Source organism: Bacillus sp. H1a, from assembly GCF_000633475.1.
Classification (GTDB): Bacteria; Bacillota; Bacilli; order Bacillales; family Bacillaceae_G; genus Bacillus_A; species Bacillus_A paramycoides.
In genome coordinates this window covers 106,943-131,132 of the sequence record NZ_AYMH01000019.1, presented here as the reverse complement: position 1 = coordinate 131,132, position 24,190 = coordinate 106,943, and the positions used below count along the sequence as shown (strand labels likewise).

Sequence of the window (24,190 nt, the reverse complement as noted above, 5' to 3'; positions counted from 1 at the left end):
AACAACTATTTATCGTAAAACGATAAATAGTTGTTGTTTAACATAATAATAAGGCTATAGACAAATCATTGTCTATAGCCTTATCACTCAATCATTTTGCTCCTAAGTATGCCTTTTGGAACATACACATTCTTATCGCATTATGGTAAGTGCCATCAACGAAAAACTCGTCTTGTAACTCACCTTCCACCATAAATCCAACCTTTTTATACACATGTACAGCCTTTTCATTCTCTTTATCGACAACTAAATATATTTTATGCATATTTAATACAGAAAAAGCGTAATCCATCGCTAAACGCGTTGCATCAGCTGCATAACCGTGCCCTTGATAATTAGGATCAATAATAATTTGGAATTCAGTTCTACGGTGAATATAATCAATTTCTACTAATTCGACCAATCCAACCATCTCATTATCTTTCTCAACGATAAACCGGCGTTCACTTTGATCATGTATATGTTTATCATATAAATCCTGCAGCTCCACAAATGCCTCATACGGCTCTTCAAACCAATAAGACATAATATGTGCGTTATTATTAAGTTCGTGTACAAACTTTAAATCTTCTCGTTCTAATGGACGTAACTTCAATTCCTGACTCATTCCTATAACCCCCAAGTAAAAGAAACCTCTTCACTTAATTTCTCTATTTTTTTCGATTTCAAACGCCCTAATTACATTGTAAACCTTCAAGTTACTTGAAGGTCAAGACGTAAAAAAGTAGTGCAAACTTATGTCTGCACTACTACTCTTTTCTTAAATCTCTCAAATTTGATATGTATAAAGCAATGACTAAAACAAGAATGGATCCTGCATATAATAACGTCTCAAACGGTTCATCATGAGATACAATAATTAATCGAATTAATGCCGTAATTCCGATATAAATAAAATAACGTAACGGGAAATGATAATTCGATTTGAAATACTTAATAATTAATGCGATAAACTCAAAGTATAAGAAGTAGACGATAATACTTTCAACTAATTTATAAGATGTATACTTCTTCGCCGAAAATATGTATTGAATAAAAGTAATCGTCTCATTAATTAAAAAGATGGATAAGACAATGGATAATATGATTAGAGCAGTATTTAATATCCACTGTAAAACACTCGCAATAAAATGATCGATGTTAAATGATTTCATTTTCTCTTTAAACTCCCCTTCGTATAAGTACTTGTTCATTATAGCAAAATTATTTATGATTCCCTTGAAAAATCGTCTCATGTTTCCCTCAACAATTCAGCCCGATTGTTGAATAGGATGACTCGCATCTTTTAAACAACTTTAAAAAGCCTTACTACACACAAATTGTAGTAAGGCTCTGACTATGTAAAATAAAGTGAAACTTTAATCAGTGGTTTTTTTCTTCACCGTTAATGCGGGATAAAAATTAAACTACTTTATTATCTCTATACAAATAGAGGTTAGCAAATAATGTTACTATAACCGTCAACCTTATTTTAGCTTTCCTATTGATAGGTTAACACGATAATTCCCGTACTTTAATAGTCGTCCTAGAAAGTTATCCAAGTCTTCATTAGAAGCAAAATGTGTTTTTAATAAATAACACCCCTCACCACTTATACGGTGTACTTCAGAAATTCCTTCTTCTTTTTGAAAGAAATTCATAAACTCTTGATGATTAGCTGTTGTTACGAATAAAGTAACAAATGCAGTCACTACTTGTCCTAATTTGATTCGGTTTATTGCGATTGTATATTGTTCAATAATCCCTAAATCCTCTAATCTTCGAATTCGATTTCCTACAGCCTGCCCCGTCATATGTATTCTTTGGCCAAGTTCTTTCCATTGTATTCTTGAGTTTTCTCCTAATAATTTCAGTATCTCAAAATCTGTTTGATCAATGATATAAACCAATCCTTTCACCGTGAAAGTAGAAAGCCAGAAAGTGTTTCGCCAACTTATTCTGCTTATCGATACAGTTCACTATACTTAGTTTATCCTCTTACATCACATTATTTATCAGTTATATTTACTTATAACATAGAGGACGCAACAAAAAAATACATCTAGATTTAAAGGAGGTTACAAATATGTTATTACAAGATATTTTATCGTTCAATGAACAATTTGTAGAAAATAAGGAATACGCTCCTCGTGAAGCGACAAAAATACCTAAAAAACGTATGGTTGTTGTTTCTTGCATGGATGCTCGTTTAATTGAGCTACTTCCAAAAGCTTTAGATATACACGATGGTGATGCAAAAGTTATCAGAAATACAGGTGGTAAAATTGCTTCTCCTTTCGATAGTGTTATGCAAAGTGTTGTAGCATCAGTATATGATTTAAATGCAGATGAAATCTTCCTTATCGGACACCATAGATGTGGTGCGAGTCAAACTAATCCAAAAGGAACACTTCAAAAAATATTAGACCGTGGAGTAGCTTCACCAGAAATTTTATCAGCGATTGAATATGCTGGTGTTGACCTTGAAAAATGGTTATTTGGATTCGATGATGTCTGTCATTCAACTCAAGCTAATGTTGATTTAGTAAGAAATCATCCTCTTATTCCAAAAGATGTTCCTGTACATGGTTTAGTTATTGATCCTCACACAGGTAAATTAGATTTAGTAGTTGATGGATATAAAACATTAAATGGTATGAAAAATTAATTATTATTACTTAAATGGAAGGAAGTTATTAGATATGAATAGACAAGAAGCTACGCAAAAAATTATGGAAGCAAAAATTAAAAAAGGTTTAACATGGGAAGAAATTTCAAAAGTAAGTAAAAACTCTGAGACTTGGGTTGTAACAGCGTTATTAGGACAAGCTACAATGACACGTTCAGAAGCAGAAAAAATCGGTAAACTATTAGAATTAGATGAAGAAGTAGTTCAAGCATTAACAGTAGTTCCACTTAGAGGTCAAGTAATACAAATGCCTCCTACTGACCCAATCTTATATCGATTATATGAAATGATGTTACAATACGCACCAACTCTTAGAGAATTAATCTTAGAAAAAGCTGGCGAAGGTGTAATGAGTGCAATTAACTTCAATCTAGGTGTGGACACACAAGAAGATCCAAAAGGTGGCGATCCTCGTATCGTTATTACACTTAATGGGAAATTCTTACCCTTCCGTACATGGTAATTAATTAAAAATCTATCTATATAATTAAAATAATTTTATAGACCTAAAAAATCCATCCTTTTTAATCTAACTGTATAACAAGGATGGATTTTTACTATGAGATTCTTTTTATACAAGGGAGAATAATATGAATAAAAAATACTTCGATACGAGCTTTAGTATTCTACAGTGGTTTGTGTTTTTATTAGCAAATGCAATTGCATTGCCTATCATTATTGGTGGCATATTCCATTTATCAATAGAAGATATATCAACATTAATGCAGCGAACTTTTTTAGTTGTGGGAGTAAGTTCATTTATACAAGCATGGTTTGGGCATCGCTATCCCATTGCGGATGGTCCAGCTGGTTCATGGGTAAGTATATTTGTCATACTGGGACAAGTAGCTATGCATCAAGGGCAAAGTGCAAAAAATGTGTTACAACTTTTAGAAGGTGGATTAATTATTGCAGGTATATTACTCTTCGTTCTTGGTATAACAGGACTTGTGCATCGAATTCTACGTTTATTTACACCTTTGGTTACTGGAACTTTTCTTTTAATTTTAGCTCTTCAACTTAGTGGTGTGTTACTAAAAGGAATGATGGGATTACAAGGAACTGCAAATCATCCTGATTATACAACAGCTACTATTGCACTCTTTGTTTTTTTCATTATTACTTTCTTATCAATTAAAGGGAAAGGATGGATGAAAAGTTACGCTGTGTTACTTGGGATTTCATGCGGTTGGCTTTTGTATGCTTTATTAGGAAAATCGTCTCATATGCCTTCTCATACATCGTTAGTTAAGTTAGCAGAGCTATTTGCTTGGGGCACACCTAAATTCGATATTGGAATGACTCTAACTGCAACTTTATTTACATTTCTTTTAGTTGCAAATACGATTGCTGCTATTTCGGCTGTAAAACAAGTGGCTCCGTTATCTAAAGAAAATGAAAAGCAAACACTGAACCGTGGCGTATGGGTCGGAGGTATATCACATATTATCTCGTCATTGTTCTCTACAATTGGAATTGTACCATTACCTGCATCAGCAGGATTTATTCAACTAACAGGACAAAGAAAAGTAAAGTCGTTCCTTATAGCAAGCCTCATATTAGCAGGGATTTCTTTTATTCCCTCAATTGTAAACTTTATATCCTTGCTACCAGGCCCTATTGCTAATGCCGCACTTCTAGCAACATTTGTCCAAATGATAGGAATTTCATTTCAATCGATTTTACGTGAAGAATTAAATCAACGTCGATTAACTATATTAGGAATTACATTATTAATCAGTCTGGGAATAATGTTTCTTCCAGAAAGTGCATTTAGCGGAATTCTTTCTTCCTTACAATATGTTTTAAGTAATGGATTACTCGTGGGTACCATGATTGTCATTCTACTGGAACAGTTTTGGAAAGAGTAAAGCATTTATATACTTATTTATAAAAAGGAGTATTTGATGGATTTAATAGTGGATTAAAAAGATAATATTCATATTTCTCTTTTTAATTATTGTTACCATACCAATTTCATCGTTTTTATACATTCATCTATATAAAAAGAAACTAGATAAAAATACTAGTTTCTTTTTATTTTTTATAAATATGAAAAAATTTTAGGAATTAGTTTATCTTTTTTTAATGATTTATTTAGAGGGAGTTTATACTCAGGGATTAACATAATAAACGTAGTAATTAAGTTCATTGATTCAATCTGAGTCTTGTCATATATAGCTTATAACAAAAAATCAGAAAGACGAACTGCTACTATAATCGCAAACCGTACTACTTTAAACCATGTGAATAACACAAAAATCATAAAATGAGGAGACGATAAAAAATGAACAAAAAAACTAAAGCACTATCATCAATACTGCTCGGATTCACATTAGCATTAACAGGGTGTGCTGGTACTAAAGCCGAAGAAACTCATAGTAAACAAAAACAAGAACAAGCTGCTAAAGAGACAAAAAAGGAAAATAAGTTAACTAAAGGACAAAAAATGGCTAACATTCTTAGCGATACAAACTGGCAGGGTACAAGAGTGTATGACAAAGATAAAAATGACTTAACAAAAGAGAATGCAAACTTCATCGGCCTTGCAAAGTATGATGCGAAGTCAGGAAGATATGAATTTTTTGATGCTAAGACAGGTGAAAGCCGTGGCGATAAAGGAACTTTCTTTGTAACAAATGATGGGAAGAAGAGAATATTAATTTCAGAATCAATGAAGTATCAAGCTGTTGTTGACATGACAAAGCTAAATAAAAATGTATTTACTTATAAAAGAATGGGGAAAGATGCTAACGGTAAAGATGTAGAAGTCTTCGTTGAGCATGTTCCGTATAAAGAAAAAGAACTTTCTTTCACTGATCCGGACAAGCAGCTGAACACTACTACAGGGGATATTGTTAAAAACGTTGATGGAGATAAAATTTTAGGCGGCACCCTTTGGCACGGAACAAAGGTATTAGATGAAGCTGGTAATGATGTAACACAGTTTAATTCGAATTTTATAAGTCTAGCAAAATTTGATGACAAGTCTAATAAATACGAGTTCTTCAATGCTGAAACAGGTCAAAGCCGCGGTGACTATGGCTACTTCGATGTTTTACATGAAAATAAAATAAGAGCTCATGTATCAATTGGTAATAATAAATATGGTGCCGCTCTTGAACTTACCGAACTTAATAATAATAAATTTACGTATAAAAGAACTGGTAAAGACCAAGCTGGTAAGGACATAACTGTATTCGTTGAGCATGAACCTTATAAAGGTGATGTTAAGCCTGCATTTAGTTTTTAAAAACTTTGATTAAAAGGCCACTTTTATATTGGAAGCATAAGTTGGCCGTGTGTTAATTATTAACCCATAAGCTTGCCATGTGTTTTATTAATGTAGCTTTGGAATAATGTTTGGTCAAATTGATACTCATAACCTTAATAAACGAGCAAGTGGAACTGACACTTTCGTTAGTTAATAGGTCACTTTGCTCTCTTGATATGCTTTCTTTACCCGTTCAATTTGAGCAAGGTGCCCTTGTATATGTTGAAGATTTTTCAAATGAAAATAACCTATAAATCATTTATTAATAAAGATGTTCTTTGGCAGGTTTATCCAAATATATATAGAAAGTATGAAAAAATAAATTTTAATCTGACCAAAGGAGATGAAGAAATTGTTTAAAAAATTCGGTATAGGAGTATTTTCTACAGCAATTGTATTAAGTGCCAGTATAGGTTTTTCAGGTATTGTATCAGCAGATAGTCCATCTGCAAATGAACAAGTTAAGAATGGAGATTTTGAGGATGGGCTAAATAACTGGATTTTATCTAATCCTAATTCTTCTACCGAGAATATCGGCACTTCTGAACCAGGCAATCATTATCTGAAATTAATACATGCAGACACAGCCTATCAGCTTGTTACTGTAAAGCCGAATACAGAATATACATTAACATTTGATATAGCGGGAAGTATAGTTTCCCCATCAGAAGTAACAGTAGGTAATCTGAATGCCAATCAAGAAATCGTTCCATTAACAAAGAAGCAGTATACAGGATTTAAGCCCGAACATCATGAGATGAAGTTTAAAACAGGGGAAGATGTGTCAAACTTGCTTCTACAGCAAATGGGAGGGTTAAGTTTGATAATGTACAATTAAAGGAAAAGGAGAAATCTTATATTATTAATATTGATTTTGACCACAATTCAAGTTTAGAAACTTTTCAACCATTTGGTACTATAAATTACAATATTGAAGAGCATGCAGGAGTAAATAATTCTAAAGGACTTCATTTAAATGGAACAGGCGGTGGACTTATGGAGAGGGTAACTTTGAAGCCTAATACTACATACATACTGTCCGCATCTGGAAAAGTAACGACTCCTCGTAAACGTGCACAGGTAGGGGTACAGGTATTTCCTCCTTCTGTAATAGGCACACCTTATTTGGATTTTACTTCCTCACAGTATGAACAACAATCGGTCGAATTTACTATTCTAAATAATACTCATCCATTTCCATTCTACTTACAAATTGCTGGATCTCCAGGTAAATACGGCGATGTCTATCTTGATGATATCGTACTAGTTGAAAAGTAGCCATAATAAAAAATATATTTCTATCATTGACACATGAAAACAATTCTAAAAATGAGCCGCCATATGTCTATCGACTTGAGAATTTTATAGCGCCCCAAAAACGAAAAAAATGTACATTTTCACCTAGAAATGCCATTTTTTTCGTTTTGGGGTATTTGCTATTCTTAGATTGATGGCAATGTGATGCTATCCCTAAAAGTCGCGACTTTATTTAAAGGCGACATTAAAAATATTCTTCAAATCCTGGAAGCATAAGTTGGCCGTAAACTAAAAGAAGCATAAGTTGACCAAAACGGCCATCTTATGCTTCTTGTTACACACAAAATAAAAAAACCACCAAATATGTATTGGTGGAGACGGTGGGAGTCGAACCCACGTCCAAAAATATCGGCACTTAAGCTTCTACGAGTGTAGTCGATATATTAGCATTTCGCGAACTCTTCGGCCTATCGACAGGCTTCCAAGTTGCTAGTCTGGTTGTTCTCTTCCTTTGTCCTCAGACGGCGAACTCCGGCGTAGTCCACTTAGTTTGAGTCCCTTACCCTACCACATGGACGATGGAGGGAGGAACCTTTAGTGCAATTAAGCAGCTAAAGAAAGATTGTTTTGTTTGCCAATTATAGGCTTTGACGTTTTAACGAGGCCGATCCCCTCGACTCGCAACTTAAGCTCGAACTATCCCTGTCGAATCCGTAACGTCCCCATGATAGAAATGGAGCATACGAAGAAATATCGTGATAGCTACTAAGAGCTGTTTTTCAATGTGCAACAATCTTACATAAGTTATTATATCATACGCGCGCCGTTTTACAAATGTAAATATTTGTATTACATCTTTTGACGATCACGGAACGCGCGTGCAATTTCACGTTTTGCTTCTTTCTCTTTTAAATCGTGACGCTTATCATATTGCTTCTTACCTTTTGCTAAACCAAGTGCCATTTTTGCAAATCCATTTTTCAAATAGATTCTAAGTGGAACTAATGCGTAACCTGTTTCTTTTACAGCTCCTGCCAGCTTATCAATTTCTTTTTTATGAAGAAGTAATTTTCTTGTACGTAGCGGATCATGATTGAAACGATTCCCTTGTTCATACGTACTAATATGCATATTATGAACCCATACTTCACCATTATGTATACGTGCAAACGCATCTTTCAAGTTCACGCGTCCAGCGCGAATCGACTTAATTTCCGTTCCTTGAAGGACAAGCCCTGCTTCGTATGTTTCTTCGATGAAATAATCATGAAATGCTTTTTTATTTTGTGCAATAACCTTACCTGTACCTTTTGGCATATAACGTCCCTCCTCTATTTTTACTATTGTAACAAATGTGAACAAAAAGCGAAAGTGGCTCGCTCAGAATCTTTGGACACCCTAGCTCCCGACAGAGCAGCGCTTTTTGCTTCATACGAGGGAGCGAAATGACCAATAGATTCTAGCCACTGTAGCTGGATTCCAACAAAAAAGAAAAACGGCTCCGCTTTTCATCGAAGCGAAGCCACTCTTTTCTTACTTACGCTTTTTCTTTTTCTTCTTAAATCCTGGTACATTTTCGAAGAATGCTTTTTTCTTCTTGCCATTACCATCTTTTTTCCCTGGCTGACTAGCGGACGCGGATGCTGATCCTCTTCCTTTTCCTTTGCCACCACGATCAAACTTTCTTCCTGTGCCGCGTTCACCGCCGCGCTCATTACTACGCTCGCTACGGCTACCGCGTTTCTTTCTACCTGTTCTTGGTTGTTCAATCACGACTGGGCGATCTTTGAACTTACGACGAGGTGTACCTTTCATGCCAACGATTTCAAAGTCGATTGCACGCTCGTCTTTATTTACGTTAATAACACGAATTGTAATTTCGTCACCAATGCGGAATACGTTACCTGTACGTTCTCCGATCATTGCGAAATGCTGCTCGTCATAACGGTAGTAATCATCCGTTAAGTAGCTAACGTGTACAAGACCTTCAATTGTATTTGGCAGCTCTACGAATAAACCGAAGTTTGTTACAGAGCTAATCATACCGTCATACTCTTCACCGATCTTATCAAGCATATATTCTGCTTTTTTCAGTTCGTCTGTTTCACGCTCTGCTTCAACAGCACGGCGTTCCATATTAGATGAATGCTCTGCAATCTCAGGTAAGTTTTCACGCCATTTCGCTTGCGTTTCGTTGTCGACTTTACCGTTAATGATATATTCACGAATCAATCTATGAACAATCGTATCTGGGTAACGACGAATTGGTGATGTGAAATGCGTGTAGAACTCCGTTGATAAACCGAAGTGTCCTAAGCTTTCCGCATCGTAACGTGCTTGCTTCATAGAACGAAGCATAACTGTTGAAATTACTACTTCTTCAGGCTGCCCTTGAACCATTTCAAGAATTTGCTGCAATGCACGAGGATGTATTTCATTCGCACGTCCTTTTACCGCATATCCGAAGTTTGTTACAAACTCGAAGAAACGCTCTAACTTGTCTTCTTTCGGATCTTCATGGACACGGTACATAAACGGTACGTTCATCCAGTGGAAATGCTCTGCTACTGTTTCGTTCGCAACAAGCATAAACTCTTCAATTAACTTCTCTGATACAGAACGATCACGCATGACAACATCAGTCGGTTTTCCTTCTTCATCTACTAGCACTTTTGCTTCTTTAAAGTCAAAGTCGATTGCACCGCGGCGCATACGCTTTTCACGTAAAATTTGTGCCAATTGGCCCATCTCTTTAAACATCGGTACTAACGGCTCATAGCGTTTGATTAACTCTTCGTCCTCATCTTCTAAAATGCTTCTTACATCAGCATACGTCATACGCTCTGTCGTTTTAATAACACTTTGGAAAATCTCGTGTTTTACAACATCACCTAAATTGTTGATTTCCATTTCACATGATAGTGTAAGACGATCTACTTTCGGATTTAATGAACAAATACCGTTAGATAAACGATGTGGAATCATTGGGATTACACGGTCAACAAGATATACACTTGTCGCTCTTTCAGCTGCTTCCACATCAATTGGAGAACCTTCTTGAACGTAATGACTTACATCCGCGATATGAACGCCAAGCTTATAGTTACCGTTCTCAAGCTTCGTTACTGTAACAGCATCATCTAAATCTTTTGCATCTGCACCGTCAATTGTAACAATCATTTGATCGCGCAAATCACGACGATCTTTTAAATCTTCTTCTGAAATCGTTTCTGGTACACTATTTGCGTGTTCCATCACTTCTTCAGGGAACGCTAAAGGTAAATGATGTTTATGAATAACAGATAAAATATCTACCCCTGGATCATTTTTATGACCTAGAATTTGAATAACTTCACCTTCCGCACTTAAACGGTTCTCTGGGTAGCTCGTAATTTTCACAACTACTTTATGACCTTCTACAGCGCCCATAGATGCACTTTTCAAGATGAAAATATCACTTGTCCAGCGCTTATTATCAGGTATAACAAACCCAAAGTTCTTCGATTCTGTATATGTACCAACTAGTTCTTTCGTTCCACGCTCTAAAATGCGAATAATTGTACCTTCTTGACGTGAACCACTTGATTGCGAGCTAACACGCGCTAATACTGTATCACCATGAAGTGCACCATTTAATTCTGTAGGCGGGATGAAAAGATCATCGTCTCCCGTTTTCTTCTCCTCTGGAACGACGAAAGCAAAGCCACGTGCGTGTCCAATTAACTTACCGCGTACTAAATTCATCTTTTCAGGAAGACCGTAGCGGTTGCTACGTGTACGAACAACAAGCCCCTTCTCTTCCATCATTACAAGTGCCTTTACGAAATCTTTAAAGCCCTCAGAGCCTTCGATTCCAAATGCAGCTTCTAATTCTTGTATCGTTAACGGTTTATACGCTTCTTCTCTCATAAATAATAACAACTTATCAATATGTTCTTGTATGATTTCTTCCAAGTAGAAATACCTCCTTTAAACCCTTATATTATTTAGTGTATCCGAAAGATAGGGGATGTATAAAGTGAAACTTTTGTTAGTTGGGATTTTGTCCATCTCAACTGATTATTAGCCCACGCCAATCAGGATAAAAAATTCCCTTATGAAAAAAAGAGGCAACTAGATCTTACCAATCTAGTTGCTCCAAGAAGTTATATACATCCTCATGTAGCACATCACGTTCTTTATCAAGTGTAATGACATGCGTAGAGTCTTCATACCATTTAATGTCTTTTAACGTAGATTCTACACCGTTATAAATAATGTTAGCACTATCTGTATTGATCATCTCATCATGGCGTGCTTGTACAACGAATGTTGGAGCATAAATCATATCAACATTATTGCGTACGTCACGAATTAACTCTTGTAATGCTTTTAATGTATTCATCGGCGTCTGTTTAAATTCAAACATTTCCTGTTCAATTTGCTCTGGTGATTTTTGTTCACGTTTTTTATATTCGCGTGCATATGCCAATATACCTTGATACATAATTTCTTCACTCTTAATGTACATCGGTGCACACATTGGTACAACACCTAAAATCGGTAATGTATAAGCAAGTTTTAATGAAAATACTCCGCCTAATGATAATCCAACCGCAGCTATTTTCTCGTAACCTTGATCTTTTAAATGCTGGTAGGCATTCATTACATCTTTCCACCAGTCTTCAGGACCTGTATGAACAAGCTGCTCTGGTGGTACACCGTGCCCTTTATAAATTGGTGCATGACAAGTATAGCCTTTCTTCTCTAAAAAACGTCCAAGCATACGTACATCAGCTGAGTTCCCTGTAAATCCATGTAATAATAAAACCGCGCGGTCTCCACCTTCAAATGTAAATGGTTTTGGAGATGCTAATTTCATCATGTATTTCTCCTCTTTCTCTTCTGTAATCTAGTCGTATTTTTTCTATTCTTAGTGTACCATATTTATAATTCTATAATCTAATTAGAAACTTTTTTCGAATAACAAATTAAAAAAAGAAGAACCATTAGCACAAATCAGCTAACGCTTCTTCTTTTTAATTCTATAAATTGAAGTACGTAACACCAATTGTTAGTACGAAGAATAATACAGCTAAAACAACTGTAATACGGTTTAATACCGCTTCAATTCCACGTGCCTTTTGCTTACCAAACAATTGCTCTGCACCACCTGAAATAGCGCCTGAAAGGCCTGAGCTATTACTAGACTGCATAAGTACCATAACAATCATTAAGATCGATACAATAATAAGTAAAACTGATAATAACGTATGCACTTGGCGTACCTCCTACAAAGATTCAGTTATTTTAAATGTAGCATAAATCCTATAGAAAAGCGAGAGCTATAGAATTGCTCTCGCTTTTCTTCTATTACATAAACATCATTGCGAATAACGGTCCGAGCAAACATGTCAAAATTGCTGTTAATGTCATTGTTACCGATCCAATAACACCTTCATGCTCATTATTCTTCATCGCTCTCATAACACCCATAATATGAGAAGCACATCCAAAGCCAATCCCTTTACCAACCGAGTTTGTAACGCGGCTCCATTTTAATAAAATTGGTCCTGTAATCGTTCCAGTAATACCTGCGATAACGACGAAGGCCGCTGTTAAGGACGGGACACCACCAACTTGTTCAGATACACTCATTGCAACTGGCATTGTCACTGATTTTGGTAAAGAAGATAAAATTAAGCTTTTATCTGTTCCCATAAGTGAGGCGATAGCGAAATCACTTGCAATAGCAACCGTTGTACCTACTAATACACCACCAGCAATTGGTACAATATATTTTTGCAAAACATGACGTTGTTTATAAAGCGGGATTGCAAATGCTACAACACCTGGTCCAAGTAGCTTCGCAATCCAGCCACCACCGCTTTCCATGTAATTTTGATATGGTATATCAAGCACTATAAATAAGAAAGCCATTAATCCTGTTGCTACAAGCATTGGAATGGTAAATGGTGTTGGAAATAATTTATAGATTTTTTTAGATAATTGATATAATAGCACCGTAAAAAGAACCCAACCGATTCCGATTAATATTTGGCTCATTGTGTCTCTTTTTCCTTTCTATTCGCAAGATATTGTCCTGTATGTCCGGCGACAATAATAATTAAAAACGTACTCGCTATAACTGTAATGAAAAGAGAAATTCCTTTACTCATAAAAAAAGCACCGTAATTCATTAGGCCAAGCGTTGGCGGAATTAATAAAAACGGCATAATGGCAACGAGTGTTTCTGCTCCTAAATCAAACCATTTCACTGGAAGTACTTTTAGGCTAAGTAAAACAAGTAAAAAAAACATCCCAATCAAACTTCCTGGAATTGGAATATTTAACATTTTTTGCACCCAATTTCCAACCATATAAAACACATAAAGAGCTGCAATTTGGACAAGAATCTTTGTAAATTTCATGTTCATCATCCCTCATGTTTATACGATCTTCTGTTAATATCTTTATCATAGTATAAATTGTAAAAAGCTGCAATTTATCAAATTGACACAAAAAAACCGCCATGTTATACGCTTACACCCTTGATATGACCGCATTTCTGAACTTAATTTACGTCAAAAACCTTGACCTAATATATAAAGTTTATATTTTCTGAATTTTAACGGTTACTATTTCAATAAAACAAAACCCTTCACTCTGTTTATATTCTGTCCTCTACCTAGCACACATATATATAACAGGATAGGTGGTGAACATATGTCTAAAAAAGTTCTCATTTTTTGCGATCCTGGAATCGATGATACGATGGCCCTCTTCCTCGCAATACATTGCTATCGATTTTGATTATAAGCTTTTCTTTAAATACTTCATGTCACTTATGGCAGATGAATAATTTTAGCATAAAAAAACAGACCGTGATTTCTCACGGTCTGTCGTTATTTTCTACAATTATCGTTTGATATTGTAGAAAGATTTTAAACCATCGTAAACAGCGATTTCGCCTAGTTCGTCTTCGATGCGTAATAATTGGTTGTACTTAGCAATACGGTCAGTACGGCTCATAGAACCAGTTTTGATTTGGCCAGCGTTAGTTGCAACTGCGATGTCAGCGATTGTAGCATCTTCAGTTTCACCAGAACGGTGAGATACAACTGCTGTGTAACCAGCACGTTTAGCCATTTCGATTGCTTCGAAAGTCTCAGTTAAAGTACCGATTTGGTTAACTTTAATTAAGATTGAGTTAGAGATACCTTTTTCGATACCTTCAGCAAGTTTTTGAGTGTTAGTTACGAATAAATCGTCACCAACTAATTGTACTTTATCACCGATACGCTCAGTTAATAATTTGTGACCATCCCAGTCGTTTTCGTCTAAACCATCTTCGATAGAGATGATTGGGAAGTCTTTGCAAAGCTCTTCGTAGAAATCAACCATTTCTGCAGAAGTTAAGCCAGTACGGCCTTCGCCTGCAAGGTCATATTTACCAGTTTCTTTGTTGTAGAACTCAGAAGAAGCAACGTCCATTCCTAAGAATACGTTCTCTCCAGCTTTGTAACCAGCTTTTTCGATAGCTTCGATGATTACTTCTAATGCTTCACGGTTAGAACCAAGGTTTGGAGCGAATCCACCTTCGTCACCTACTGCAGTGTTAAGACCTTTGTCATGTAATACAGCTTTAAGTGCATGGAATACTTCAGCACCCATACGGATTGATTCTTTGAATGTTGGAGCACCAACTGGTAAGATCATGAACTCTTGGAAGTCAACATTGTTATCAGCGTGAGAACCACCGTTGATGATGTTCATCATTGGAGTTGGTAATTGTTTCGCATTGAATCCACCAAGGTAACGGTATAATGGAAGACCTACGAAGTCAGCTGCTGCGTGAGCTACTGCCATAGATACACCAAGGATAGCGTTAGCGCCTAGTTTACCTTTGTTTGGAGTGCCATCTAATTCGATCATAGCACGGTCGATACCAGCTTGGTCAGTTACATCGAAACCAACGATTTCTGGAGCGATTGCTTCGTTAACGTTGTTTACTGCGTTCATAACACCTTTACCAAGGTAACGAGATTTGTCACCGTCACGTAATTCTACTGCTTCGTGTTCACCAGTAGATGCACCACTTGGTACGATAGCGCGTCCGAATGCGCCGCTTTCTGTGTAAACTTCTACTTCTACAGTTGGGTTACCACGAGAGTCAAGGACTTCGCGAGCATAAACATCAATAATTGTTGACATAATAAATTCTCTCCTTTTTATATAAGCAAATTATTTAATAATTGTTTTACCTGTCATTTCTTTCGGTTGTTCTACATTTAAAAGTGTAAGCATTGTTGGGGCGATATCTCCTAAAATACCACCTTCACGAAGCTCTACATCATTTTTTGTAACGATGAAAGGAACCGGGTTAGTTGTATGAGCTGTCATTGGTCCACCATCAGCAGTTAACTCCTGATCAGCATTACCATGGTCAGCAGTAATAAGTGCTACACCATCTTTTGCAAGAATCGCTTCTACAACTTTTCCTAAACATTCGTCAGTTGCTTCTACTGCTTTAATTGTTGGTTCCATCATCCCAGAATGGCCAACCATATCACAGTTTGCAAAGTTAAGAATGATAACATCATGTTTATCATTTTCGATTTCATTTACTAAAGCGTCCGTTACTTCGTAAATGCTCATTTCAGGTTTCAAGTCATATGTTGCAACCTTCGGTGAGTTAATTAAGATACGCTTTTCTCCTGGGAATTCAGCCTCACGACCACCGCTAAAGAAGAATGTAACGTGCGGATACTTTTCAGTTTCCGCGATGCGAAGTTGCTTTAATCCCGCTTGCGCAACAACTTCACCTAAAGTGTTATCAAGGTTCATTGGCTTAAATGCCACGTAACCATCTACAGTTTCACTGAAATGTGTCATACAAACGAATTCAGGAATGTGAGGTACTTTTTCACCACGATCGAACTCACGGAAGTCTTCGTTTGTAAATACACGAGCAATTTGAATTGCGCGGTCTGGACGGAAGTTATAGAAGATAACTGCATCATCATTATTGATTGTTGCAACTGGCGTGTCATCTTCGTTAACAATTACAGACGGCAATACGAATTCATCATAGATACCATTTGCATATGAGTCTTCTACACACTCTTCTGCAGATTTATAAGTAGGGCCTTTACCATTCACCATAGCACGGTAACATTTTTCTACGCGATCCCAACGCTTGTCACGGTCCATGGAGTAATAACGACCAGAGATAGTCGCGAATTGTCCTACTCCTGTTTCTTTAATTACTTCATTTGTTGCATCGATATAACCTTTTGCTGTTTGTGGTCCAACATCGCGGCCGTCTAAGAATGCATGGATATAAACTTTCTCCACACCTTCTTTTGCTGCTAAGCGAAGAAGAGCAAACATATGGTTCATGTGACTGTGCACACCACCATCAGAAAGTAAACCGAATAAATGAAGAGCAGTACCTTTTTCTTTTACGCTTTTAATTGCATTTTGGAAAGTTTCGTTCTGATCGAACTCACCTTCACGAATTGCAACGTTTACGCGAGTTAAGCTTTGATATACTATGCGGCCAGCACCGATATTTAAGTGACCAACCTCAGAGTTACCCATTTGACCTTCTGGAAGACCTACTTCCTCACCACAAGCTGTAAGCGTTGTATGAGGGAATTTGTTCCAGTAACCATCAAAATTAGGTTTCTTAGCTTGTGCTACAGCATTCCCATAAGTTTCTTCACGTAGTCCGAAACCGTCAAGAATGATTAAAGCTGTTGGCTTTCTCATTTTACCGCCCCCAGAAGACCTAAGAACGAAGCAGGCTCTAAGCTAGCACCGCCAACTAAAGCGCCGTCGATGTCAGATTGTGCCATATACTCTTTAATGTTTTCTGGTTTTACGCTACCGCCGTATTGAATACGAACAGCTTCTGCAGCTTCTGGAGAAACAGCTTCTGCAACAACTTTACGGATGTGCGCACATACTTCATTTGCATCTGCAGAAGAAGAAGATTTACCTGTACCGATAGCCCAGATTGGCTCATAAGCGATAACAGTTGCTTTAACTTGCTCTTCTGTTAAACCTGCAAGTGCTTTTGTCACTTGACCTGCTACTAGATCAAATGTTTTTCCGCTTTCGCGCTCTTCTAAAGTCTCACCACAACAAACGATTGGTGTTAAACCATGTTCAAATGCTGCAAGAGTCTTTTTGTTTACTGATTCGTCTGTTTCAGCAAACATTTCACGACGCTCAGAGTGGCCAAGTACTACGTAGCCTACTTTTAAGTCGCTAAGTGATACTGGGCTAATTTCGCCAGTGAATGCACCATTTTTTTCGAAGTGCATGTTTTGTGCACCTACTTGTAAGTCAGTTCCTTCAGTCGCTGCTACTAAGCGCTCTAAGAATAGAGCTGGAGAGCAAACTACTGCATCAACAGCTGAAGCTGCTGGGATTTGACCTTTAACTTCCTCTACGAAGCTAACTGCTTCAGGTAGAGTTTTATTCATTTTCCAGTTACCTGCGATAATTGGTTTACGCATGCTTTGCACCGTCCTTTTTCTTTGGCTGCTACTTATTTGTCGTTAAGACAAACTACACCTGGAAGCTCTTTACCTTCCATGAATTCTAATGACGCACCGCCGCCAGTAGAAATGTGGCTCATTTTATCAGCCATACCGAATTTTTCAACAGCTGCTGCAGAGTCCCCACCGCCGATAACAGAGTATGTATCTTCTGCATCTGCTAATGCTTGTCCTACTGCTTTTGTACCTTCTGCGAATGGAGTCATTTCGAATACACCCATTGGTCCATTCCATACAACAAGCTTAGAGTTTTTGATTACATCTGCATAAATTTCACGTGTTTTAGGACCGATGTCCACGCCTTCCCAGTTAGAAGGGATAGAGTCGATACCAACGATTTTAGTTGTTGCAGTTTCAGAGAATTCCTCTGTGATTACAACATCAACTGGCATGTAGAAGTTTACGCCTTTTTCTTTTGCAAGTTGCATAAATTCTTTAGCTAGTTCAATCTTGTCGTCTTCACATAGAGATAGACCAATTTCATGACCTAAAGCTTTAACGAATGTGTAAGCAAGTCCGCCACCGATGATTAAGTTATCTACTTTGTCTAATAGATGACGAATTACACCGATTTTATCTTTTACTTTCGCACCACCGATGATAGCTGTGAATGGACGTTCTGGGTTAGAAAGTGCTTTACCTAATACATCTAACTCTTTTTCCATTAGTAAACCAGATACTGCTGGTAGGTAGTCTGCGATTCCTGCTGTAGAAGCGTGAGCACGGTGAGCTGCACCGAATGCATCGTTTACGAAGATATCAGCAAGAGCTGCAAATTCTTTCGCAAGTTCTGCATCGTTCTTTTCTTCGCCCGCATAGAAACGTACGTTTTCAAGAACTAATACGTCGCCTTCGTTCATTGCTGCAACCATTTCTTGTGCAACTGGTCCGAATGCTTCGTCCGCTTTCTTAACATCTTTACCAAGAAGCTCGCCTAAACGTGCTGCTACTGGAGTAAGACGTAATTCTTCTACTGCTTGACCTTTTGGACGGCCTAAGTGGCTTGCTAAAATAACTTTCGCACCTTGCTCTACTAAATATTGAATTGTAGGAAGAGCTGCACGGATACGAGTTTCATCTGTAATTTTGCCTTCTTTCATAGGTACGTTGAAATCAACGCGGCAAAATACACGCTTACCTTTTAAATCTACGTCACGAATTGATTTTTTGTTCATTGGTTTTCCCTCCGACTACTAGTTAGGATTGACAAAACCCATTCAAAAGCTTAACACATTTGCTTCTAAAACGAAAGAAGAGAGAGAGGGAACAAACCCTCTCCCTCGTTTTGTCATTGATTACTTATATACTTAAGAATTAAAGACCTTTAGAAGTCATGTATGCAGCTAGGTCTACTACGCGGTTAGAGTAACCAGTTTCGTTATCGTACCAAGAAAGTACTTTAACCATGTTACCTTCCATTACCATTGTAGATAATGCGTCGATTGTAGAAGAAGCTGTGCATCCGTTATAGTCGATAGATACTAATGGCTCTTCGCTGTATCCAAGGATACCTTTTAATTCGCCTTCAGCTGCTGCTTTGAATGCTGCGTTTACATCTTCAACTGTTACTTCTTTGTCAAGTTCAACAACTAAGTCAACAAGAGAAACGTTAGCAGTTGGAACACGTACAGCGCCACCGTTTAATTTACCTTTAAGTTCTGGTAATACTAATGCTACAGCTTTAGCAGCACCAGTAGATGTTGGGATCATGTTTTCAGCTGCTGCACGAGCACGACGTAAATCTTTGTGTGGTAAGTCTAAGATTTGTTGGTCGTTAGTGTAAGAGTGAATTGTTGTCATCATTCCGCGTTTTACGCCGAATTTTTCGTTTAATACTTTAGCGAATGGAGCTAGACAGTTTGTAGTACAAGAAGCGTTAGATACTACGTTGTGGTTAGCTGCATCGTATTGTTCGTGGTTAACACCCATAACTACAGTGATATCTTCGTCAGAAGCTGGAGCTGAGATGATAACTTTCTTAACTGATCCACCTAAGTGTTTTTCAGCGTCTGATTTTTTAGTGAAACGGCCAGTAGATTCTACTACTACTTCTACTCCGTAGTCGCTCCATGGTAATTGAGCTGGGTCACGCTCAGCGATAACTTTAATTTCTTTACCGTTAACAACGATGCTGTTTTCGTTAGCAGATACTTCTGCATTTAAAGTTCCGTGAACTGTGTCATATTTTAAAAGGTGAGCTAATGTTTTAGCATCTGTTAAGTCGTTGATTGCTACTACTTCTACCTCAGAGTTGTTAAGAGCTGCGCGGAATACGTTACGTCCGATACGTCCAAATCCATTAATACCAATTTTAGTCATTTGAATTTCCTCCTTGGGGGATTATATTTAAAGGGTAATACCCTTTGTTAACTGTTTTGCTGCACCTTCATCTGTAATTAGAATTGAAGTGTGCCCTTGCTTTATTACAGCCTGTATTGCCTTTGCCTTTGAAGAACCTCCAGCGACTGCAACAACGTGAGATACATGTTGTAAATCTTCAAGTTGCATACCAACTGTTCTTACTTTATGAACAACATTTCCTTGTTCATTAAAGTAGTAACCGAAAGCTTCGCCAACTGCTTCGCTTGCCTGAATCTTTAACCAATCTGCTTCTGAAGTATTTCTGCGACGTGCCATTGTTAACGCATCACCAATTCCATGAATGACGATATTGGAAGATCGAATCAACTCAAGAACTTCTTTCACGGATGGCTCTGTTACAATGGACGCATATGCTTCGCTACTAACGTGATCTGGAACATACAATAAGCGATAATTACTCATCGTATTTTGTGCCATTTTGGCACAAATGGTATTGGCTTCTAACTCAACACCTTCTCCAATTCCACCACGTGCTGGGACAAATAGCATATGTAAATCTTTGCAATCAAGTTGCATCATGTCCGCAGCAGCAGCTAGCGTAGTTCCTCCAGCCACAGCAACGATATTATTCGCTGTCAGACGGTCTTTTATACAAGTCACACAAGCACGGCCCATCTCCAGTTTGACCCAAGGTGATTCATCACTATCACCAGGGACAACGAAAACTTCATCCAAATCTAATGTTTCCTTAAGTTGTTTTTCTAAAACCTTTAACCCGGAAATTTCTTTCATAAAGTCTTCCAAAGCAAGAACTAAAGCTGTTCCTTCTTCTGTCAAAGTCATTCCAGAAGAAGCGACGTGAACTAAGTTTTGTTCTTTCAAAACTTGAACTTCACTTCGCAATACTCGTTCTGTCATACCAAGACTTGCAGATAAGTTTCTTCTTCCAATCGGCTGCATAAGCCTGATGTACTGAAGAACTTGCATTCTCGTTTGCATAACAGGTAGCAGATCAGGTAATAATTTTTTTGTGTTCTGAATCCATGAGCGCATATCTTTTCTCCTCACTACATTGGTTCATTTTCCCTTGTGGTCACTTTGTGTCCCGTAGTGACATTTTATGTCCCACATAGGTTAAAAAAATAATCCCTGCTACGTGTATTATTGTAACAGGAGATAGAAACTTATTCAACTCTTAACTGCATTGTTTATATAGTTTATTATGACACCTTTGTGAATGTTACCATATTCTACTTGTTTTCCGCCTATTTCTACAACCGGAATCATTAAATGATATTTTTCTAAAAGGTCATTATCTTCATATATATCTATTTCCTCGATTTGAAAAGAATATTCACATTGTACTTCCTGTAAAACTTGTTTCGCCTTTTCACAAAGACCACAATCTTTTTTTGTATATAGTACAACTTTCATCTTCTTCACCTATCCAATTGTTTTTCTTAGAGACGAAGCAGGAATGTGCATTTGTTCTCTATATTTCGCAACTGTTCTTCGAGAAATAACGATTTCATGCTCTTCTTCTAATAATTTTGAAATCTTTTGATCCGAAAGTGGCTTTTTCTTATTTTCCGCTTCCACAAGCGTTTGAATAATCCGCTTCACCCGCTTCGTTGAAACGGCCTCATCATCTGTCGTCGAAACAGCATTACTAAAGAAGGATTTCATCTCAAATAAACCGTGCGGTGTTTGCACATACTTATTTCGCGTTGCGCGACTAATTGTAGACTCGTGCACACTTAACTCTTCCGCTACCTCTTTTAAAGCAAGTGGCTTTAAATACTCTGGACCTTTCCAGAAGAAATCACGCTGTTTTTCCATAATAATGGTCATTACTTGCAGAAGTGTTTGTTTTCTCTGTTTCAAACTGCGCATAATCCATTGCACATGCTGATACTTTTCTGATACGTAAGATGCTACTTCACTTTCACTATTATTAAGAAGCGCACTATACTCAGAATGGATTTCAATTCTCGGCATATTTCTCTCGTTCATCTGTAAAACGAGACGATCCCCTTCTTTCTTCACCGCCATATCAGGCACAATATAAAGTGGTTTATCAGAAGAAAACGCAAGACCTGGTTTTGGTTGTAATGACGTAATACAATTTACCGCATGCTGTAATTCCTCATTACTACACTTCAGCACTTGAACGAGCTTTCGCCAATCTTTCTTCACGAAGTAAGTGAAGTGCTCCTCTACAACCTCTTCCGCTAATCCATTCCGTCTTTGTAAGCGCTTCAATTGCAAGGTTAGACATTCCTGAATATTACGCGCCCCTACCCCTGCTGGCTCTAAAGATTGGACAAGCTCTACAGAACGGTCTACTACATCCATCGACGCAGAAAGAAGCTCTGATAGCTCTTCATTCGTTTCTTGTAAATACCCATTTCCATCCATGTTCATAATAATGAAAGAAGCTACTTTTCGCTCTTCTTCATCTATTTTATAATACTGTATTTGATTTAATAAATGTTGCTGAATCGTTGTTGAATCCACACTGTAGATTTCCATCTGATTCTCGACTTGTTTGCCGGTACTTTTACTTGCGTTAGAGCTCTTTTTCTTCTCCCTCTCAAAACCACCTAACTCAATAAGGGGATTCTCTAACGATTGCTCATACAAAAACTCCGATAATTCTTGTACATTATACTGGAGCATTGTAATCGCTTGCCTTAACTCTTGTGTCATTGCCAAACGTAAGCTTTGTTCTTGTAAAAGACTTGCCTTCAAACTAATCTCCCCCTTGTTTCTATTGTACAATAAGTTTGGTAAAAGGAGAATCCTATCGCAGACACCCATTCCAAAATATTATTAATTTATATGTATTAATGAGATTTACAACTTACAACCTAAAAATGAATAATATTGAAAGAAAATAATAAACCTCAACATTATTACCAAGTACTAATAGTAAATCTTATCACTAGATATAACAAGAGAAAAATAAAAAAGTCCTAACCTACAAAACGTAAGTTAGGACTTTTTGACGCGCCCAGAGGGATTCGAACCCCCGGCAGACGTGGTACCGGAAACCACCGCTCTATCCGACTGAGCTATGGGCGCATGATTATAAAATATACTTCATTTTCTTCTCATAATAATAGCAATAAAATCCATCTAAAGCAATAAAAATATACCCTTAATCCTTTATGCCCCTTAGCTGGAAGCATATAAATACATATCCCTCCCCTAAATTTTCCAATCATAAATTCCCCCCAACTCACAAATTATAATCTTTGAATTGATATTCCAAAGGGGGCTTCATTCAATGACTGTAATTACAAAACTAAAGCAAACTGTTTCTGGATTAAAAAGTGCACAAGCTAGCTTAGAGGGATTCGCTCTTGATACGGATAACCAACAAGCAAAGCAACTTTTCCAAACAGCTGCGCAGCAAACACAAACAATTATCGATTCTTTAAACCCACGTGTTGAAGAAGTCCAACAAGAAGAACCACAATACACACAGCAATAACTAAAAGTACCATTTCATCTAATGGTATACATTGCTGTGAAACAGAAAAAGGATGATATGCAGTCATCCTTTTTCTCTCACATTACATAATGCAATAGAAATGGAATGATGATTATGCGAAAGATCGGACTTATAACCGCGTTATTTGTACTTCTATTTAGCTCTTTTACTGGCTGTGATAATAGCCCATTAGATAAAAAGGTAAAGAACGAAGAAGCAAAACGAACAGAGAAAGAAAAAGGCCCCAAATTAACGAAGATGAGCACGGAATCCTTTAATCAATCTATATCGCAAGAAGTAAAGAAAAAAGCTCTCGCTATGGATGAAATTATAAAAAGCACCGCAGTTAATTCAAATTTAGATCTCTACATAGCGGTTAAACCTGAACATCATGAAAGGTTTGGACTAAAACCACTGCGCAAAAAACTTCAAAAGCAATTAAGTGATGAATATCCTACTTTGGATGTTCGTGTAAGTACAGATAAAAAGATCTTCATGTTACTCGAAAAGCTTGAAATCAAAATTAAGAGAAAAGAAGTAAATAAAGATGAAATCAAAAAACAGTTAAAGCTTATCGGATCAGAAATGGAATCTAACACTTAACGCTTTCTAATAGAAAAGGAAGG

General features: G+C 37.1%; 24 protein-coding genes, 1 tRNA gene, 1 other RNA gene and 1 pseudogene. 8 read left to right on the top strand and 19 right to left on the bottom strand.

What is annotated here, in order from left to right:
- Window positions 1–91 precede the first annotated feature (91 nt).
- The 3 genes from speG to U860_RS0108875 form a co-directional block, all read right to left on the bottom strand.
- The gene (gene speG, locus U860_RS0108885; RefSeq protein WP_025148241.1) at window positions 92–607 is read right to left on the bottom strand and encodes a spermidine N1-acetyltransferase; all 516 of its coding nucleotides are present in this window, start codon (window positions 605–607) and stop codon (window positions 92–94) included.
- Window positions 608–749: 142 nt separating this feature from the next.
- Entirely contained in the window at window positions 750–1,154 is a 405-nt protein-coding gene (gene psiE, locus U860_RS0108880) for a phosphate-starvation-inducible protein PsiE (RefSeq protein ID WP_025148240.1), read from the bottom strand.
- A gap of 312 nt (window positions 1,155–1,466) precedes the next feature.
- Window positions 1,467–1,898, bottom strand: coding sequence for an Lrp/AsnC family transcriptional regulator (locus U860_RS0108875; RefSeq protein ID WP_025148239.1), 432 nt, complete (start codon window positions 1,896–1,898; stop codon window positions 1,467–1,469).
- A 167-nt stretch (window positions 1,899–2,065) separates the two neighbouring features.
- On the opposite strand from U860_RS0108875, the gene U860_RS0108870 reads away from it, so the two are divergent.
- From U860_RS0108870 to U860_RS31325, 6 genes and pseudogenes are all read left to right on the top strand, one after another.
- Complete coding sequence (locus U860_RS0108870) at window positions 2,066–2,647, top strand: carbonic anhydrase (RefSeq protein WP_025148238.1); 582 nt, start codon at window positions 2,066–2,068, stop codon at window positions 2,645–2,647.
- Between the two features lie 34 nt (window positions 2,648–2,681).
- Window positions 2,682–3,131: a cyanase gene (gene cynS, locus U860_RS0108865; protein ID WP_025148237.1), complete on the top strand. Its 450-nt coding sequence runs from the start codon at window positions 2,682–2,684 to the stop codon at window positions 3,129–3,131.
- A 127-nt stretch (window positions 3,132–3,258) separates the two neighbouring features.
- Window positions 3,259–4,539, top strand: coding sequence for a purine/pyrimidine permease (locus U860_RS0108860; protein ID WP_025148236.1), 1,281 nt, complete (start codon window positions 3,259–3,261; stop codon window positions 4,537–4,539).
- 416 nt (window positions 4,540–4,955) lie between these two features.
- Window positions 4,956–5,921: a DUF4822 domain-containing protein gene (locus U860_RS0108855; RefSeq protein ID WP_025148235.1), complete on the top strand. Its 966-nt coding sequence runs from the start codon at window positions 4,956–4,958 to the stop codon at window positions 5,919–5,921.
- Window positions 5,922–6,161: 240 nt separating this feature from the next.
- Window positions 6,162–6,302, top strand: coding sequence for a hypothetical protein (locus tag U860_RS35805; RefSeq protein ID WP_205206303.1), 141 nt, complete (start codon window positions 6,162–6,164; stop codon window positions 6,300–6,302).
- Window positions 6,295–7,220: pseudogene (locus U860_RS31325) on the top strand (choline-binding protein A). Before U860_RS35805 ends, U860_RS31325 begins: the two are co-directional and overlap by 8 nt.
- A gap of 348 nt (window positions 7,221–7,568) precedes the next feature.
- Here U860_RS31325 and ssrA read toward each other — a convergent pair.
- From ssrA to U860_RS0108770, 16 genes are all read right to left on the bottom strand, one after another.
- Window positions 7,569–7,923: a transfer-messenger RNA gene (ssrA, locus tag U860_RS33010) on the bottom strand.
- Window positions 7,924–8,048: 125 nt separating this feature from the next.
- Window positions 8,049–8,516: an SsrA-binding protein gene (gene smpB, locus U860_RS0108840; protein ID WP_025148234.1), complete on the bottom strand. Its 468-nt coding sequence runs from the start codon at window positions 8,514–8,516 to the stop codon at window positions 8,049–8,051.
- A 216-nt stretch (window positions 8,517–8,732) separates the two neighbouring features.
- Complete coding sequence (gene rnr / locus U860_RS0108835; RefSeq protein ID WP_025148233.1) at window positions 8,733–11,153, bottom strand: ribonuclease R; 2,421 nt, start codon at window positions 11,151–11,153, stop codon at window positions 8,733–8,735.
- Window positions 11,154–11,319: 166 nt separating this feature from the next.
- Window positions 11,320–12,060, bottom strand: a complete 741-nt coding sequence (locus tag U860_RS0108830; RefSeq protein WP_165615140.1) for a carboxylesterase — start codon at window positions 12,058–12,060, stop codon at window positions 11,320–11,322.
- Between the two features lie 163 nt (window positions 12,061–12,223).
- Window positions 12,224–12,457: a preprotein translocase subunit SecG gene (gene secG, locus U860_RS0108825; RefSeq protein ID WP_002174164.1), complete on the bottom strand. Its 234-nt coding sequence runs from the start codon at window positions 12,455–12,457 to the stop codon at window positions 12,224–12,226.
- A gap of 94 nt (window positions 12,458–12,551) precedes the next feature.
- Window positions 12,552–13,244, bottom strand: a complete 693-nt coding sequence (locus tag U860_RS0108820) for an LrgB family protein (protein WP_025148231.1) — start codon at window positions 13,242–13,244, stop codon at window positions 12,552–12,554.
- Window positions 13,241–13,618, bottom strand: coding sequence for a CidA/LrgA family holin-like protein (locus U860_RS0108815; RefSeq protein ID WP_205206301.1), 378 nt, complete (start codon window positions 13,616–13,618; stop codon window positions 13,241–13,243). The genes U860_RS0108820 and U860_RS0108815 overlap by 4 nt, the downstream gene beginning before the upstream one ends.
- A 478-nt stretch (window positions 13,619–14,096) precedes the next feature.
- The gene (eno, locus tag U860_RS0108810; protein WP_002124088.1) at window positions 14,097–15,392 is read right to left on the bottom strand and encodes a phosphopyruvate hydratase; all 1,296 of its coding nucleotides are present in this window, start codon (window positions 15,390–15,392) and stop codon (window positions 14,097–14,099) included.
- A 30-nt stretch (window positions 15,393–15,422) separates the two neighbouring features.
- Complete coding sequence (gene gpmI / locus U860_RS0108805) at window positions 15,423–16,952, bottom strand: 2,3-bisphosphoglycerate-independent phosphoglycerate mutase (RefSeq protein WP_025148229.1); 1,530 nt, start codon at window positions 16,950–16,952, stop codon at window positions 15,423–15,425.
- Entirely contained in the window at window positions 16,949–17,704 is a 756-nt protein-coding gene (gene tpiA / locus U860_RS0108800; protein ID WP_025148228.1) for a triose-phosphate isomerase, read from the bottom strand. The genes gpmI and tpiA overlap by 4 nt, the downstream gene beginning before the upstream one ends.
- Window positions 17,705–17,736: 32 nt before the next feature.
- Entirely contained in the window at window positions 17,737–18,921 is a 1,185-nt protein-coding gene (locus U860_RS0108795) for a phosphoglycerate kinase (protein WP_001036331.1), read from the bottom strand.
- A gap of 139 nt (window positions 18,922–19,060) precedes the next feature.
- The gene (gene gap / locus U860_RS0108790; protein WP_000161234.1) at window positions 19,061–20,065 is read right to left on the bottom strand and encodes a type I glyceraldehyde-3-phosphate dehydrogenase; all 1,005 of its coding nucleotides are present in this window, start codon (window positions 20,063–20,065) and stop codon (window positions 19,061–19,063) included.
- Window positions 20,066–20,092: 27 nt separating this feature from the next.
- Window positions 20,093–21,121 carry a gapA transcriptional regulator CggR gene (gene cggR, locus U860_RS0108785; RefSeq protein ID WP_002174169.1) on the bottom strand — a complete coding sequence of 343 codons (1,029 nt, stop codon included), beginning with the start codon at window positions 21,119–21,121 and terminating at the stop codon, window positions 20,093–20,095.
- Window positions 21,122–21,256: 135 nt separating this feature from the next.
- Window positions 21,257–21,502, bottom strand: a complete 246-nt coding sequence (locus U860_RS0108780) for a glutaredoxin family protein (RefSeq protein WP_002174170.1) — start codon at window positions 21,500–21,502, stop codon at window positions 21,257–21,259.
- 9 nt (window positions 21,503–21,511) lie between these two features.
- Window positions 21,512–22,819 carry an RNA polymerase factor sigma-54 gene (gene rpoN / locus U860_RS0108775; RefSeq protein WP_025148227.1) on the bottom strand — a complete coding sequence of 436 codons (1,308 nt, stop codon included), beginning with the start codon at window positions 22,817–22,819 and terminating at the stop codon, window positions 21,512–21,514.
- A 257-nt stretch (window positions 22,820–23,076) separates the two neighbouring features.
- A tRNA-Arg gene (locus U860_RS0108770) sits at window positions 23,077–23,152 on the bottom strand.
- 205 nt (window positions 23,153–23,357) lie between these two features.
- Between U860_RS0108770 and U860_RS0108760 the strand changes: the two genes are divergently transcribed.
- Together U860_RS0108760 and U860_RS0108755 are read left to right on the top strand one after the other, a co-directional pair.
- Window positions 23,358–23,564: a DUF1657 domain-containing protein gene (locus U860_RS0108760; protein WP_000216167.1), complete on the top strand. Its 207-nt coding sequence runs from the start codon at window positions 23,358–23,360 to the stop codon at window positions 23,562–23,564.
- A 114-nt stretch (window positions 23,565–23,678) separates the two neighbouring features.
- Window positions 23,679–24,167: a YhcN/YlaJ family sporulation lipoprotein gene (locus U860_RS0108755; RefSeq protein WP_025148226.1), complete on the top strand. Its 489-nt coding sequence runs from the start codon at window positions 23,679–23,681 to the stop codon at window positions 24,165–24,167.
- Window positions 24,168–24,190: the final 23 nt, after the last annotated feature.

Coding starts and splice junctions, on each gene's coding strand:
- speG (WP_025148241.1), bottom strand. CDS start 607: ATGAGTCAGGAATTGAAGTTACGTCCATTAGAACGAGAAGATTTAAAG.
- psiE (WP_025148240.1), bottom strand. CDS start 1,154: ATGAAATCATTTAACATCGATCATTTTATTGCGAGTGTTTTACAGTGG.
- U860_RS0108870 (WP_025148238.1), top strand. CDS start 2,066: ATGTTATTACAAGATATTTTATCGTTCAATGAACAATTTGTAGAAAAT.
- cynS (WP_025148237.1), top strand. CDS start 2,682: ATGAATAGACAAGAAGCTACGCAAAAAATTATGGAAGCAAAAATTAAA.
- U860_RS0108860 (WP_025148236.1), top strand. CDS start 3,259: ATGAATAAAAAATACTTCGATACGAGCTTTAGTATTCTACAGTGGTTT.
- U860_RS0108855 (WP_025148235.1), top strand. CDS start 4,956: ATGAACAAAAAAACTAAAGCACTATCATCAATACTGCTCGGATTCACA.
- U860_RS35805 (WP_205206303.1), top strand. CDS start 6,162: ATGTTGAAGATTTTTCAAATGAAAATAACCTATAAATCATTTATTAAT.
- smpB (WP_025148234.1), bottom strand. CDS start 8,516: ATGCCAAAAGGTACAGGTAAGGTTATTGCACAAAATAAAAAAGCATTT.
- U860_RS0108830 (WP_165615140.1), bottom strand. CDS start 12,060: ATGAAATTAGCATCTCCAAAACCATTTACATTTGAAGGTGGAGACCGC.
- U860_RS0108820 (WP_025148231.1), bottom strand. CDS start 13,244: ATGAGCCAAATATTAATCGGAATCGGTTGGGTTCTTTTTACGGTGCTA.
- U860_RS0108815 (WP_205206301.1), bottom strand. CDS start 13,618: ATGATGAACATGAAATTTACAAAGATTCTTGTCCAAATTGCAGCTCTT.
- eno (WP_002124088.1), bottom strand. CDS start 15,392: ATGTCAACAATTATTGATGTTTATGCTCGCGAAGTCCTTGACTCTCGT.
- gpmI (WP_025148229.1), bottom strand. CDS start 16,952: ATGAGAAAGCCAACAGCTTTAATCATTCTTGACGGTTTCGGACTACGT.
- tpiA (WP_025148228.1), bottom strand. CDS start 17,704: ATGCGTAAACCAATTATCGCAGGTAACTGGAAAATGAATAAAACTCTA.
- U860_RS0108795 (WP_001036331.1), bottom strand. CDS start 18,921: ATGAACAAAAAATCAATTCGTGACGTAGATTTAAAAGGTAAGCGTGTA.
- gap (WP_000161234.1), bottom strand. CDS start 20,065: ATGACTAAAATTGGTATTAATGGATTTGGACGTATCGGACGTAACGTA.
- cggR (WP_002174169.1), bottom strand. CDS start 21,121: ATGCGCTCATGGATTCAGAACACAAAAAAATTATTACCTGATCTGCTA.
- U860_RS0108780 (WP_002174170.1), bottom strand. CDS start 21,502: ATGAAAGTTGTACTATATACAAAAAAAGATTGTGGTCTTTGTGAAAAG.
- U860_RS0108760 (WP_000216167.1), top strand. CDS start 23,358: ATGACTGTAATTACAAAACTAAAGCAAACTGTTTCTGGATTAAAAAGT.
- U860_RS0108755 (WP_025148226.1), top strand. CDS start 23,679: ATGCGAAAGATCGGACTTATAACCGCGTTATTTGTACTTCTATTTAGC.